Genomic DNA, 13,383 nt, shown 5'->3' with positions numbered 1-13,383 from the left:
CGCGGACGCATCCCGATCCACCGTCGCACCCACAAGGAGCGTGCTCATGACCGCCACCCACCCGATCGCCGCGACCGTCGCCGAGCTGATGCCCCGCGCCAAGTCGGAGCTCGCCGAGCTGGTCGCCTTCCAGTCGGTGGCGGACCCCGCGCAGTTCCCCAAGAGCGAGTGCGAGGCCGCCGCGAACTGGTGCGCCGAAGCCCTGCGCGCCGAGGGCTTCCAGGACGTCGCACTGCTCGACACCCCCGACGGCACGCAGTCGGTGTACGGCTTCCTGCCCGGTCCCGAGGGCGCGCCGACCGTACTGCTGTATGCGCACTACGACGTACAGCCGCCGCTCGGCGTGGACAAGTGGGTGTCCCCGCCGTTCGAACTGACCGAGCGCGACGGCCGCTGGTACGGGCGCGGTGCGGCCGACTGCAAGGGCGGGTTCCTCATGCACCTGCTCGCGCTGCGCGCCCTCAAGGCGAACGGCGGCGTCCCCGTCTCCGTCAAGGTCATCGCCGAGGGTTCCGAGGAGCAGGGCACCGGCGGCCTGGAGCGGTACGCGGAGGCGCACCCCGACCTGCTGGCCGCGGACACGATCGTGATCGGTGACACCGGCAACTTCCGCGTCGGTCTGCCCACCGTGACCGCCACCCTGCGCGGCATGACGATGCTGCGAGTCACCGTCGACACTCTCGAAGGCAACCTGCACTCGGGCCAGTTCGGCGGCGCCGCCCCGGACGCGCTCGCCGCGATGATCCACCTCCTCGCCTCGCTGCGCGACGCGGACGGCTCGACGACCGTCGACGGCCTCGTGGCGGACGGGACCTGGACCGGTCTCCAGTACCCCGAGGGCGAGTTCCGCGGCGACGCGAAGGTCCGGGACGGCGTCGAGCTGATCGGCACCGGCACGATCGCGGACCGCATCTGGGCGCGTCCCGCCGTCACCGTCATCGGCATCGACTGCCCGCCGGTCGTCGGCGCCACCCCGTCCCTCCAGGCCGGCGCACGCGCGCAGATCAGCCTGCGGGTGCCGCCGGGCCAGGACGCCGCCGAGGCGACGAAGCTGCTCACCGCACACCTGCACGCGCACGCCCCGTGGGGCGCGCGCGTCGAGGTCGAACAGATCGGCCAGGGCCAGCCGTTCCAGGCGGACACCTCCAGCCCCGCGTACACCTCGATGGCGGACGCGATGCGCGTCGCGTACCCGGGCGAGGAGATGCAGATCTCCGGCATGGGCGGCTCCATCCCGCTGTGCAACACCCTCGCCGCGCTCTACCCGGAGGCGGAGATCCTCCTCATCGGCCTGAGCGAGCCGGAGGCACAGATCCACGCGGTGAACGAGAGCGTCTCCCCCGAGGAGCTGGAGCGACTGTCGTTCGCCGAGGCCCTCTTCCTCACCCGCTACGCCGAGTCCAAGAAGGCCTGACCGGCCCCGCCGCACCAGCACCAGCACCGGTGCCAGCACCGGCGAAACCACTCATGATCAGCGCTGGGCGAACTATGCGCTGAGCGAAGATCCCTGCGGCGGGCGTACGTCTTCTCGTACGTTCGCCGCATGGACCTCGTAGCAGTACTCCCGCAGCTGCACATGCTCCGCTTCCCCATCGGCCAGGCCTACCTCTGGCGCGACGGCGCCGACCTGACCCTGATCGACGCCGGTCACCGGGACTCCGCGGCCGACATCGAAGAGGCGATACGGAGCGTGGGGGCCGACCCCGGCCGCCTCCGCCGCATCGTCCTCACCCACTGCCACCGCGACCACGTGGGCGCCGCCGAGGAACTGGCGGAGCGGTACGGGGCCGAGGTGCTGGCGCACCGGCTCGACGCCCCGGTGATTCGCGGTACCGCCCCCACCCCGGAGCCTCGACTCCTCGACTGGGAGATCCCGTTGTACCACCACGGGGTGCCCCTGCCCGAGGCGCCGCCCACCCGGGTCGACCGGGAGCTGGAGGACGGCGACCTGCTCGGCTTCGGCGGCGGCGCCCGCGTGGTGCACGCTCCCGGCCACACCGACGGCTCCCTCGCCGTCCATCTCCCGCACCACGGCGTGCTGTTCACCGGTGACAGCATCGCTGCCGTCGACGAGGTGATCCTGGGCGTGTTCAACGTGGACCGCGAGCAGGCCCTCGCCACCATGCGCAGGCTGGCGTCCCTCGCCCCGTCCGTCGCCTGCTTCGGGCACGGCGACCCGCTGACGCAGGACGCCGGGACGACACTCCTCGCCGCGGCGGAGCGGGCGTCGGCGGCCGGGTGAGCCCCGCCGCGCACCCTCCACCACTCGGCCACCACTCCACCACTCGGCCATCAGGCCATCAGGCCATCAGGCCATCAGGCCATCAGCCGACCGGAACCCCGTCCTCCAGGTTGAGCACCGTCCCCCGCTCCCGGGCCCGCAGCGCCCAGCGCAGCCGCGCGTACCGGTCTGGCGGCAGCAGCGCGGCCGCCTCCTCCTCCGTGACGAACCGCCACCCGCGCAACTCGGGCCCCGGCAGCAGCACCCGCTCCGCCTCGCCGTCCTCCAGCCGGCCGCCGTCGAACAGCATCCGGATCCCGCCGAAGCCCGGCGGCCGGGGCGGTTCCCAGTCGACCACCAGCAGCCCCGGCACCTGTCCGAGGCGTATCCCGGTCTCCTCGGCGACCTCCCGCATCCCCGCCCGCGCGGGCGCTTCGCCGCTCTCCACCACTCCGCCGGGGAACTCCCAGCCCGGTTTGTACGTCGGGTCGACGAGCAGCACCCGGCCGTCGGCGTCGAAGAGCAGCACCCCTGCCGCGAGGGTCTCGGCGGTCGGCGGGGGCGTCTGCACGATGTCGCAGGCCGCGGCCGCCCCGGACCGTACCGCCTCCGCGATCCTCTTCGCCGCCTCGTACGGAGTGCTCCGGCCGCCGTCGACGACGTGCGCGTCCCGGGTGATCCAGCCGAGCGCGGCGCGGTAGGGCTCGATGTGGTCGTACGCCCACTGCCGCACCCGTACCTCCGTGTCGGCGGCGGACATGCCCGGCTCCTCGCGGGCCGCGATCCGTGCCCGCAGGATCGTTTCGTCGACCTGGAGCAGCACATGCCGTACGGGGATGCGGCGCGACGCCAGCCCGCCGAAGATCTCGTCCCGGTACTCCTGCCTCAGCAATGTCATCGGCACCACCAGCACCCCGGGCACCTCGGCGAGCAGCGCCGCCGCCGTGTCCACGACCATCCGCCGCCAGATCGGCAGGTCCTGGTAGTCGCTCACCTCGGCGAGCCGCTTGGGCGGCAGCAGGTGGCCGAGTCCGGCGCCGATCACCTCCGGGTCGTAGAAGGTGCTGTTCGGGATCAGATCGATCAGTTCGCGCGCGGTACTGGTCTTGCCCGCTCCGAACGCACCGTTGATCCAGACAATCACGGGTCCCCCTCTGCCGTAGCCCCCAGTGGACTGCCCGCAACACCCTGCCACGGACACCGGGCCCGACGGCATGGTGCCTGGAGCCGTTCCCGCACACAACCGTGGCCGTCCTGTGGCCTGACCCGGGCAACGCTTCGGGCCGTGCAGCGCGTCGATGCAGATACGGGGGCGCACACGGGACGACTGCGTCCGTGACCCGTCGTCACGGAGTCTCGTTGGGCGCACAGAGGTACAGCAGGAGCACGGACGAGAGGGGTGCGGAATGCACCGCACTGTTTTGCGGCGTTTCCCGGCCGGCGGCCCGCGCGGCAGCTGGCCCGCGGAGGAGTTCGCGCACGCCCGCCGCGCCGAGGGGTGTCCGGCGGAGGTCGTGATGGACCTGGACGCGGACGCCTTCCTGGTGGTGGTGGCCCAGGGGGCGCCCGCCGAGGCGGCGGCGCTCTGAACCACCGGCGGGCCGGGGCCACGGCGCCCTGAGCCGCCCGACGGCCGGGCCGGCGCGCCCTGAGCCGCCGGGCGGGCCGGGACCACCGCGTCCCGGCCCGCCCGGCACCGGTCACCAGGTGGGGCGTGCGCTGACCCCGCCGTCCACCACCAGGTTCGTACCGGTGATCCAGCTTGCGGCGCCGGAGGCGAGGAAGACGCAGGCGTTGCCGATGTCCTCGGGCCTGCCCAGCCGGGTCAGGGGGGCCGCATCCGACCAGCGGCGGACGCCGTCGGGCCAGTCGTCGGCCAGGCCGGGGCGCTCGATCAGCCCCGGCGAGACGGTGTTGACGCGGACGGCGTGGCGGCCGTACTCCAGGGCTGCCGAGCGGGCGAACATGATCAGGGCGGCCTTGGACGCGCAGTAGTGCGCGTGCCCCGGGGTCGCCTGACTCCCCTCGATCGAGGCGATGTGGGTGATGCTGCCGCCACCGCGGGCGGCGAGGAGAGGTACGGAGGCACGGGTGCAGGAGAAGGCGCTGGTGGTGTTGGTCTCGTACATCTGCCGCCAGTCGTCGGCGGTCATGTCCGCGAGGTCCTGGACGGGCTGGACGCCGGCGTTGTGGACGAGCGCGTCCAGGCCGCCCCGCCAGTCGGCCGCCACTTCGACGAGCCGCTCGCACTCGGACTCGCGGGTCAGGTCCGCCTGTACGGGGAGTGCCTGCCCTCCGGCGTCGACGATCCGGGCGACGAGCGCCTGGGCCGACTTCTCGTCGCGCCGGAAGTGGGCGACGACCCCGGCGCCCGCGGCCGCGAACCGCTCGGCGATCCCCCCGCCGACGAGTCCACTGGCCCCGGTGACCAGGGCGACGCGTCCGGTGAGGTCGGGCAGGGCCGTATCGCGCGCCGTCGCCACGCGCCCGGACGCCTCACTCATCGCCGTCGCCCCCGGCCATGCTCAGCGGGGCATCGGGGCGGCACAACTCCCGGATGCGTACGGCCTGTCGGGGATGGCGGGCGGCGAGCAGTTCCGGGTCGCCGCCCTCGTAGTCGGCGCTCTGGAACCCGGGGGCCATCGTGGTCCCGAACAGCGACCAGCTGCCGCCGTCCGCGACCCGCGCACCCATCCACGTCCCGGCCGGGACGACGTACTGCACGGGTCCGCCCCGCGCGAAGTCGCCGAGCGGTACGAGGCGGTCGGTGCCGTCCGGGGCGAGGAGCAGCAGGTCCAGCGGGTCGCCCCGGTAGAAGTGCCACACCTCGTCGGCCGGCAGCCGGTGCAGGGCCGAGAAGTCGCCGGGGGCGGAGGTCAGCAGCACCATGATCGCCGAACCGGCCGGGCGGCCGGCCGCGTCGGGCGGCCCCGCCCACGTTCTGCGGAACAGTCCGCCCTCCACGGGCAGGGGCTGGAGCTCGTAGCGCTCCGCGAGGCGGCGGGCCTCGGCGAGCGGGTCCTCGTACGTGGTCATCGGCTGCACCTACCCGCCGCCGCGGACGGTGATGCACGACCCCTGCGTCACACCCTTCTCCTCCAGCACAACCCAACACAACCGCACCAGTACGGCCCTCTTTCCCACAGTGTCGAACACGCTCTACCGTAAGCGCGCATCGATGCATCAGTGACACGCACATGTCATCCCACCCCTCGTCCGTGACCGCCACGAGTACGGAGGAATTCCTCATGCGTCGCACGCCCACCCGCCCCACCGTCCGTCCGGCACCGCCAACCCGCCTGCGCGGCCGAAGAGTCGCGGGCGCCTTCACCGCCGCACTGCTCTGTGCCGCGGGCCTCGCCGCACCGGCCGCCGTCGCCGCGCCCGCGCCCGCACCTGCCCTCGCCCCCGCCCCTTCTCCCACCGCCCCCCGGCTGCCCGACGGCCTCGCTCTCACCCCGCCGATGGGCTTCAACAACTGGAACTCCACCTACTGCCGGGCCGAGTTCAACGAGGCCATGGTCAAGGGGATCGCCGACATCTTCGTCGAGAAGGGGCTCAAGGACGCCGGGTACGAGTACGTCAACCTGGACGACTGCTGGGCAAAGCCGGAGCGCGACGCGGCGGGCAAGCTGGTGCCGGACCCGGTCCGCTTCCCCCACGGCATCAAGGCCGTCGCGGACTACGTCCACTCCAAGGGCCTGAAGTTCGGGCTCTACAGCAGCGCGGGCACGAGGACCTGCGACAGCGTCGGCATGCCGGGCGGGCTGAACCACGAGTCCAGCGACGCGAAGCAGTTCGCCGAGTGGGGTGTCGACTACCTCAAGTACGACAACTGCAACAACGAGGGCGTGGACTTCATGCTCCGGTACACCGCCATGCGCGACGCGCTGAAGGCCGCCTCCGCCGAGACCGGCCGCCCCATCCTCTACAGCCTCTGCGAGTGGGGCTCGTACAAGCCGTGGGAGTGGGGCAAGGACGTCGGCCACATGTGGCGGACCACCGGTGACATCAGGGACACCTGGTCCTCGATGCTGTCGATCATGAAGCAGAACCTGCCGCTCGCCAAGTACGCGGGTCCCGGGCACTGGAACGACCCGGACATGCTGGAGGTCGGCAACGGCGGCATGACCGGCACCGAGTACCGCTCCCACTTCTCCATGTGGTCGATCATGGCGGCCCCGCTGCTCATCGGCTCCGACCTGCGCAAGGCCACCCCGGAGACCTTCGACACCCTGTCCAACAGGGAAGTCATCGCCGTCGACCAGGACAAGCTCGGCAAGCAGGGCACCGTGGTCACCTCCGAGGGCGGCCGGTGGGTCGTCGCCAAGGAGCTGTCGGACGGCAGCCGCGCCGTCGCGCTCTTCAACGAGACCGGCAGCCCGCAGCGGATCGCGACCACCGCGAAGGCCGTCGGCCTGCCCGCCGCCAAGGGCTACCGGGTGCGCGACCTGTGGCGGAAGACGGACGGTCACACCGCGGGCAACCTCGCCGCTACGGTGCCCGCGCACGGCACCGTCCTGCTGCGGGTGTCGGCCGACAAGAAGTGGGCACAGCTGCCGCCGGTGCTCGAACTCGCCACCGAAGGATCCCCGCTGACCGAGGCGGGGCAGCCCACGAAGCTCACCTCCACGGTCACCGACCTGGGCCGGACCCCCGCGCACGATCTCTCCGTGCAGCTGACGGGGCCCGCCGGGTGGAAGATCCGCGCGACCTCGGGCAGCACCGCTCCGACCCTCCCGGCCGGCAAGCAGTTGCGGACCGGCTGGACGGCCGTCGCACCGGCCGGCACCGGGCCGGGGAGTTACGACCTCACGCTCACGGCCTCGTACCGTGCGGTCACCGGGCAGCGGCTGAACACGGCCGCCGCGGCAGGGCTGCGGGTCGTGGTGGCGCCGCCCGGCGGGACCTCGTACGCCAGTGACCTCGGCGCGCTGAGCTCCACCAACGGGTGGGGCCCGATCGAGAAGGACCTCAGCAACGGCGAGACCCGGGCGGGCGACGGCAAGCCGCTCACCGTCGGCGGCCAGGTCTTCGCCAAGGGGCTCGGCGTCCACGCGGCGAGCGAGGCCGAGTACTACACGGGCGGGAAGTGCGACGGCTTCACCGCGCAGGTGGGCCTCGACGACGAGTCGGGCAGCAGGGGCACGGTCGCGTTCGAGGTGTGGGCCGACGGGAAGAAGGCAGCCTCGACCGGCGTACTCGACAACTCCCTTGCTCCGCAGCCGGTCTCGGCCGATGTGAGCGGTGCGCGGACGGTGCGGCTGGTGGTCACCGACGGCGGGGACGGGACCACGTACGACCACGCCGACTGGGCGGACGCCAAGCTGAGCTGCTGAGCTCCCGGTTCAGTACGTACTGAGCCGCTTGGCTCCCGGTTCAGTACGTACGGAGCCGCTTGGTTCCCGGTTCAGCGCGTGCTGAGCTGCTGAGACCTCGCATCAGTGCGTCCGGCGGCCGCCGTCCTCGCTCCGCCCCGTGCCGAGCAGGGCGGCGGCCGCCGCGCCGACCAGGCCCGCGTCGGTGCCCATCTGGGCCGGAACCACCCGCAGTTCCCGTACGAAGGACAGCGCCGCGTAGTCCTTGAGCGCGCGCCGCAGCGGGTCGAAGAGCACGCCGCCCGCTCCCGCCACTCCCCCGCCGATCACCGCGATGTCCACCTCCACCAGAGTCGCGGTGGCCGCGATCCCCGCCGCCAGGGCCTGGCCGGCCCGCTCGAACGAGGCGAGCGCGATCCGGTCCCCGGCCCCGGCCGCCGCCGCCACCGCGGCTGCCGTGGCGTCGCCGTCGGGGCCGGGGCGCCAGCCCTGTTCGGCGGCGCGGCGGGCGATGTTGGGGCCGCTGGCGATGCGCTCGACACAGCCGCGCGAACCGCACGGACAGGGGTCGCCGTCCAACTCGACGCTGATGTGGCCGATGTGGCCCGCGTTGCCGGTGGGGCCGGGGTGGAGCGTGCCGTTCAGGACGAGGCCGCCGCCGACGCCGGTGGAGACGACCAGGCAGAGTGCGTTGTCGTGGCCGCGGGCCGCGCCCTGCCAGTGTTCGGCGGCGGTCATCGCGACGCCGTCCCCGACGAGCTCGACCGGCAGGCCGCCGACTGTCCTGCGCACCCGCTCGACCAGCGGAAAGCCGCGCCAGCCGGGGACGTTGACCGGGCTGACCGTACCGGCCGACGCGTCGACGGGTCCCGCACTGCCGATGCCCACCGCACGCACCTCCGGCCAGAGCGGCGACGGCCTCAGCTCGGCGAGCACCGCGTCCACCGCGCCCATGACCGTCTCCCCGTCCTCGTGCGCGGGCGTCGGCCGCTGGGCCCTGAGCCTGATCCGGCCGGTGTCGTCCACCAGCGCACCCGCGATCTTGGTGCCGCCGATGTCGAGCGCGGCGACGAGGTCGGTGAACTCGGTGTGCATCGGGGTGCATCTCCAGGAGGAATGAGGAAGAGACAAGGATCAAAGGACTGGGCCAGTCTCCATTTAGCTGACAACGTTGTCCAGATATCGGGGCCCTATGCTCGGTGCCGCACCGCCGCATCCCCCACGCCGACGACCGACAGGACAGCGCACCGTGGCCGACACCGCACTTCCTCCTTCCGCCGCAGCGAGGTCCCAGCGCCCCGTGCCGCCCCAGCGCCGCTACGGCAACCGGCCGACCATGAAGGACGTGGCCGCCCGCGCCGGCGTCGGTCTCAAGACGGTCTCGCGGGTGGTCAACGCCGAGGCGGGCGTCACGCCCGACACCGAACGACGTGTCAGGGAAGCCATCGACAGCCTGGGTTTCCGCCGCAACGACAGCGCCCGCGTCCTGCGCAAGGGCCGCACCGCCAGCATCGGCCTGGTGCTCGAAGACCTCGCCGACCCGTTCTACGGCCCGCTGAACCGCGCCGTGGAGGAGGTCGCCCGCTCCCACGGCGCCCTGCTCATCAACGGCTCCAGTGCCGAGGACCCGGACCGCGAGCAGGAGTTGGTGCTCGCGCTGTGCGCGCGCCGGGTGGACGGGCTGATCGTGATTCCGGCCGGGGACGACCACCGCTATCTGGAGCCGGAGATGGCGGCGGGCGTCGCCACGGTGTTCGTGGACCGTCCGCCGGGGCGGATCGACGCCGATGTCGTACGGTCGGACAGCTTCGGCGGCGCCCGCGACGGGGTGGCGCACCTGATCGCGCACGGCCACCGCAGGATCGGGTTCATCGGCGACCAGCCGCGCATCCACACCGCGACCGAGCGGCTGCGCGGCTACCACGCGGCGATGGCGGACGCGGGGCTGCCCGTGGCCGAGGGGTGGGTGGCGCTCGGCTCCACGGATCCCGAGCGCGTGCGGGCCGCTGCCGGGGCGATGCTGGACGCGGCGGACGAGCCGGTGACGGCGGTCTTCACGGGCAACAACCGGGTGACGGTCACGGTCGTGAGGGTCCTGGCGGGGCGCGAACGCCCCGTGGCCCTGGTCGGGTTCGACGACTTCGAGCTGGCCGATCTGCTCGACCCGGGCGTCACGGTCGTCGCCCAGGACGCGGCGACGCTCGGCCGCACCGCCGCCGACCTGCTGTTCAGCCGCCTCGACGGGGCGGCCGGGGCACCGTCCCACGTGGTGCTGGAGACCCGGCTCGTCGCGCGCGGTTCGGGCGAGATCCCGCCGTGGGACGCCCCTGTCCGTGCCTGAGGACGGTCAGCAGACGGGCAGGCCCGGCAGCGCCTTGTCGTTGTCACCGCCCTTGAGGTAGACGACGCTGACGTACACATTGGTGTTGCCGCTGTCGTCGTCGGTCTTGGCCCACCAGACGTTCGTCCAGTTGCCGTAGGTGACGCGGCGGCCCAGATTGGCCTGGCAGTAGAAGTAGTTGGTGCCCGCGTTGAGCCTGCCCGCGCGGTCGCCGTTGGCCCGGATCGAGTCCGAGGAGCGCCAGACCTCGCAGTTGTACTTTCCGGCGCCGATGCCGTGGCAGACCGGAGCCGGAGCCGGGGGCGGGGGCGGGTTGCCACCGCCCCCGTGGGAACCGCCGGAGCCGCCGCCGGTCGGCGACGTACCACCGGAACCGGCCGACCCTCCGCCGGAGTCGGCCCCCGCGGAGCCGCCGCCCGCGGTGCTGCCGCCCTTGCCGCCCGCCGTCTTCCCTCCGGTGGCCGGCGCCCCGGAGTTCCTGCCGGTCGGGGTGGGTGTGGGCTTCTTCTTGCCGTCGCCCTTGTCCTTGCCCTTCCCGTCGGGCGTGGGGGCCTTGGTCTTCATGTCGGCATCGGTGGGCAGCGCACCGGGCGGCAGGGGCTTGTCGGCAGTCGGCGATCCGGCGACGTCGGAGCTGTCGGCGGCAGGACTGCCGGTCACCTGCTCGTCGCCGCCCCGGTTGCCCAGGACGTACGTCACACCGGCGCCGACCAGCAGCACCGCGGCGACGCCCGCCGCGACCACGGCCCTGCGGCGGCCGCCCGACGCCCCGGGGGCATCGGGAACGGCGACGGGCGAGGTCACGGGGGCGGACGGGTGGGACGAGGGGGTCGGGTGGGACGGACCGACGGACGGCGTGGGGCCGGTGCCGTACGCCCCGGGGGTCGGGCCCGTGCCGTAGGGCGTCGGCGTGGGCCCGGTCCCGTGGCCGGGCTGCTGCTGCTGCACGGCAGGCGTCGGAACCGGCCCGTACCCGGTCTGCTGGGCCGGGGGTGTGTGCGGGCCGAAGCCGGGCGAGGGCGGTACGTACGGGGCGGGTGCGGGTGCAGGTGCGGGTGCGGGGCTCGCGGGGCCGAACCCCTGTTGCTGGGGCGGCAGTTGGTCCCGCTCCGTCACCGCACGCGGGGCCCCGGTGGCCTGCGCCGCCGATCCGTCGGCCACTTCCGTCAGCAGTCGCGCCGCTTCGGCCGCGTCGGGCCGCCGCGCGGGATCCTTGTCCATGAGGCGCTGGAGCACCGGCCCCAGCGGCCCGGAGCGCACCGGCTCCGGCAGCGGTTCCACGACGATCGCGGTGAGCGTCGACCAGGTCGACGTACGGCGGAAGGGCGAGCCGCCCTCGACGGCCGCGTACAGCGTGGCGCCGAGCGCCCAGATGTCGGACGCGGGTCCCGGCTCCTGGCCCTGGGCGCGCTCGGGCGCCAGGTAGTCGAGGGAGCCGACCAGTTCGCCGCTGCGGGTGAGGTGGGTGGTGGAGCCGTCGCCCGGGTCCTCCATGGCGGCGATGCCGAAGTCGGTGAGGACGACGCGGCCGCCGCGGTCCAGCAGGATGTTGCCCGGCTTGACGTCCCGGTGCAGTACACCGACCCGGTGCGCGGCGTCGAGCGCCTCCAGCACGCGGGCACCGATCGAGGCGGCCTCGCGCGGGTCGAGGAGCCCGCGCTCGGCCAGCACGTCGTCCAGCGACGGCCCGTCGACGAGTTCCATCACGATGACCGGGCGGCCGTCGTGCTCGGTGACGTCGTGGATGGCGACGACTCCGGAGTGCCGGATCCGGGCGGCGGCGCGGGCCTCGCGCTGCATCCGGACCCGCAGATCGGCCAGTTCGGATCCCGACGAGTCGTTGTACGCGCGCAGTTCCTTGACGGCGACCTCGCGGCCGAGGACCTCGTCGACCGCCCGCCAGACGACGCCCATGCCGCCGCGGCCGAGCTGTTCGATCACCCGGTAGCGGCCGGCCAGCCGCTCGTTCTCCCCCGTAGCCACCACTGCCCCGTTCCGTTACGCCAAATGTGGTTGCGAACAGAGTACGGGGCAGCGGTGACAGCCGTGCCCGGGGTGAGCGGGCGGGGGCGAGCGGGCGGCGGGGGCGGGCGGGAGCGGTGAGCGGGGGCTACGAGGCCTGGGCCGTGAGGTTCCCGCGGCGCGGCGAAGCGAAGCCTTCGAGGTCCGCGCGGGTCAGTCCGCTGAGCCGGGCGACCTCGGCGGTGTCCAGGGCGCCGCACTGGATGCCGCGCAGCAGGTAGGAGGCGAGTGCCTTGGCGGACGCGGGCTCGTCGGCGACGTCGCCGCCGGTGACCTGGTTGGCGTACGCGGCGAGGCGGGCGGCGGCCTGCTCGAAGCCCTCGCGGTAGTAGGTGAAGACGGCCGCGTAGCGGGTCGGCAGGTGGCCCGGGTGCATGTCCCAGCCCTGGTAGTAGGCGCGGGCCAGGGCACGGCGGGTGAGGCCGTAGTGCAGCCGCCAGGCGTCGTGCACCTTCTCGGTGGGGCCGACGGGCAGGACGTTCGTGGAGCCGTCGGAGACGCGGACGCCGGTGCCCGCGGCGGCGACCTGCATGACCGCCTTGGCGTGGTCGGCGGCCGGGTGGTCGCTGGCCTGGTAGGCGGCGCTGACGCCGACGCAGGCGCTGTAGTCGAAGGTGCCGTAGTGCAGTCCGGTGGCGCGGCCCTCGGCGGCGTCGATCATGCGGGCGACGGTGGCGGTGCCGTCGGCGCCGAGGATGGACTGGCTGGTCTCGATCTGGATCTCGAAGCCGATCCGGCCCGTCGGCAGGCCGTGCGCCTTCTCGAAGGCCTCGACGAGGCGCACCATGGCGGTGACCTGCTCGGGGTAGGTCACCTTGGGCAGTGTCAGCACGAGGCCCTCGGGGAGGCCGCCGTGCTCCATGAGGCCGGTGAGGAAGACGTCCAGGGTGCGGATCGCGCGGTCGCGGACGGCGGCCTCGAAGCACTTCATGCGGATGCCGGTGTACGGGGCGGCGGTGCCGTTCTCGTACGACTCGGCCACCAGGCGGGCGGCGCGGGCGACGTACGTGTCCTCGTCGGCGGCCGAGCCGCCGTAGCCGTCCTCGAAGTCGACGCGCAGGTCCTCCACCGGCTCGCGCTCCAGCTTGGCGCGCACCCGGTCGTACACGGCGTCGGCGAGGGACGCGTCGAGGCCGAGCACCTCGGCGAACGCGGCGGCGTTCGGGGCGTGTTCGTCGAGCATCCGCAGGGCCTGGTCCCCCCAGGAGCGGATGGTGCCCGCCTCATAGAGGTTGCCGGGAACGTAGACGGTGTGGACGGGCTGCCGGGTTCCTGGGTCTCCGGGGTAGCGGCGTTCGAGCTCCGCGTCGATCGGTACGAGGGAGGCGCTGATCCCCTCGCTGACCGCGCCGGCGAGGCTCGTTGCCACCTTCTCCTGCTGACCCATTCCAACCCTCCATGTTTCCGCTTCACGGAATCAACAATCCGCATAGTGAAGTTAATGGCTGGCATGATCCGCGTCAATGGTCCCCGGACACGGG

Annotated in this window: 11 protein-coding genes; 5 read left to right on the top strand and 6 right to left on the bottom strand. The window is 73.2% G+C overall.

Annotated elements, in window-relative coordinates:
• Nucleotides 1-46: 46 nt before the first annotated feature.
• Complete coding sequence (locus ACH4SP_RS26375; protein WP_398418031.1) at nt 47-1,414, top strand: dipeptidase; 1,368 nt, start codon at nt 47-49, stop codon at nt 1,412-1,414.
• Between the two features lie 129 nt (nt 1,415-1,543).
• Complete coding sequence (locus tag ACH4SP_RS26370) at nt 1,544-2,242, top strand: MBL fold metallo-hydrolase (RefSeq protein WP_398418030.1); 699 nt, start codon at nt 1,544-1,546, stop codon at nt 2,240-2,242.
• An 82-nt stretch (nt 2,243-2,324) separates the two neighbouring features.
• Here the strand turns inward: ACH4SP_RS26370 and ACH4SP_RS26365 are convergent, their stop codons facing one another.
• Nucleotides 2,325-3,365: an NUDIX domain-containing protein gene (locus tag ACH4SP_RS26365; protein WP_398418029.1), complete on the bottom strand. Its 1,041-nt coding sequence runs from the start codon at nt 3,363-3,365 to the stop codon at nt 2,325-2,327.
• Between the two features lie 262 nt (nt 3,366-3,627).
• On the opposite strand from ACH4SP_RS26365, the gene ACH4SP_RS26360 reads away from it, so the two are divergent.
• Nucleotides 3,628-3,810 carry a hypothetical protein gene (locus ACH4SP_RS26360; protein ID WP_398418028.1) on the top strand — a complete coding sequence of 61 codons (183 nt, stop codon included), beginning with the start codon at nt 3,628-3,630 and terminating at the stop codon, nt 3,808-3,810.
• Nucleotides 3,811-3,921: 111 nt separating this feature from the next.
• On the opposite strand, the gene ACH4SP_RS26355 is transcribed toward ACH4SP_RS26360, so the two are convergent.
• Both ACH4SP_RS26355 and ACH4SP_RS26350 read right to left on the bottom strand, forming a co-directional pair.
• Complete coding sequence (locus ACH4SP_RS26355; RefSeq protein ID WP_398418027.1) at nt 3,922-4,725, bottom strand: SDR family NAD(P)-dependent oxidoreductase; 804 nt, start codon at nt 4,723-4,725, stop codon at nt 3,922-3,924.
• Nucleotides 4,718-5,257 carry a cupin domain-containing protein gene (locus tag ACH4SP_RS26350; protein WP_398418026.1) on the bottom strand — a complete coding sequence of 180 codons (540 nt, stop codon included), beginning with the start codon at nt 5,255-5,257 and terminating at the stop codon, nt 4,718-4,720. Before ACH4SP_RS26350 ends, ACH4SP_RS26355 begins: the two co-directional genes overlap by 8 nt.
• A gap of 212 nt (nt 5,258-5,469) precedes the next feature.
• Here ACH4SP_RS26350 and ACH4SP_RS26345 point away from each other — a divergent pair, with 212 nt between their 5' ends.
• On the top strand, nt 5,470-7,560 hold the full coding sequence (locus ACH4SP_RS26345; RefSeq protein ID WP_398418025.1) for an NPCBM/NEW2 domain-containing protein: 2,091 nt from the start codon (nt 5,470-5,472) through the stop codon (nt 7,558-7,560).
• A 102-nt stretch (nt 7,561-7,662) separates the two neighbouring features.
• On the opposite strand, the gene ACH4SP_RS26340 is transcribed toward ACH4SP_RS26345, so the two are convergent.
• Nucleotides 7,663-8,634, bottom strand: coding sequence for an ROK family protein (locus tag ACH4SP_RS26340; RefSeq protein ID WP_398418024.1), 972 nt, complete (start codon nt 8,632-8,634; stop codon nt 7,663-7,665).
• A 97-nt stretch (nt 8,635-8,731) separates the two neighbouring features.
• Here ACH4SP_RS26340 and ACH4SP_RS26335 point away from each other — a divergent pair, with 97 nt between their 5' ends.
• Complete coding sequence (locus tag ACH4SP_RS26335) at nt 8,732-9,880, top strand: LacI family DNA-binding transcriptional regulator (protein WP_398418023.1); 1,149 nt, start codon at nt 8,732-8,734, stop codon at nt 9,878-9,880.
• A 6-nt stretch (nt 9,881-9,886) separates the two neighbouring features.
• Here the strand turns inward: ACH4SP_RS26335 and ACH4SP_RS26330 are convergent, their stop codons facing one another.
• Nucleotides 9,887-11,863, bottom strand: a complete 1,977-nt coding sequence (locus ACH4SP_RS26330; protein ID WP_398418022.1) for a protein kinase — start codon at nt 11,861-11,863, stop codon at nt 9,887-9,889.
• A gap of 127 nt (nt 11,864-11,990) precedes the next feature.
• Nucleotides 11,991-13,289 (bottom strand): DUF6986 family protein, encoded by a 1,299-nt coding sequence (locus tag ACH4SP_RS26325; protein ID WP_398418021.1) that lies wholly within the window; start codon nt 13,287-13,289, stop codon nt 11,991-11,993.
• Between the last annotated feature and the right edge of the window lie 94 nt (nt 13,290-13,383).

The organism is Streptomyces sp. NPDC021093, from assembly GCF_044333135.1.
GTDB lineage: Bacteria > Actinomycetota > Actinomycetes > Streptomycetales > Streptomycetaceae > Streptomyces.
This window is presented reverse-complemented; position numbering and strand designations above follow the sequence as displayed.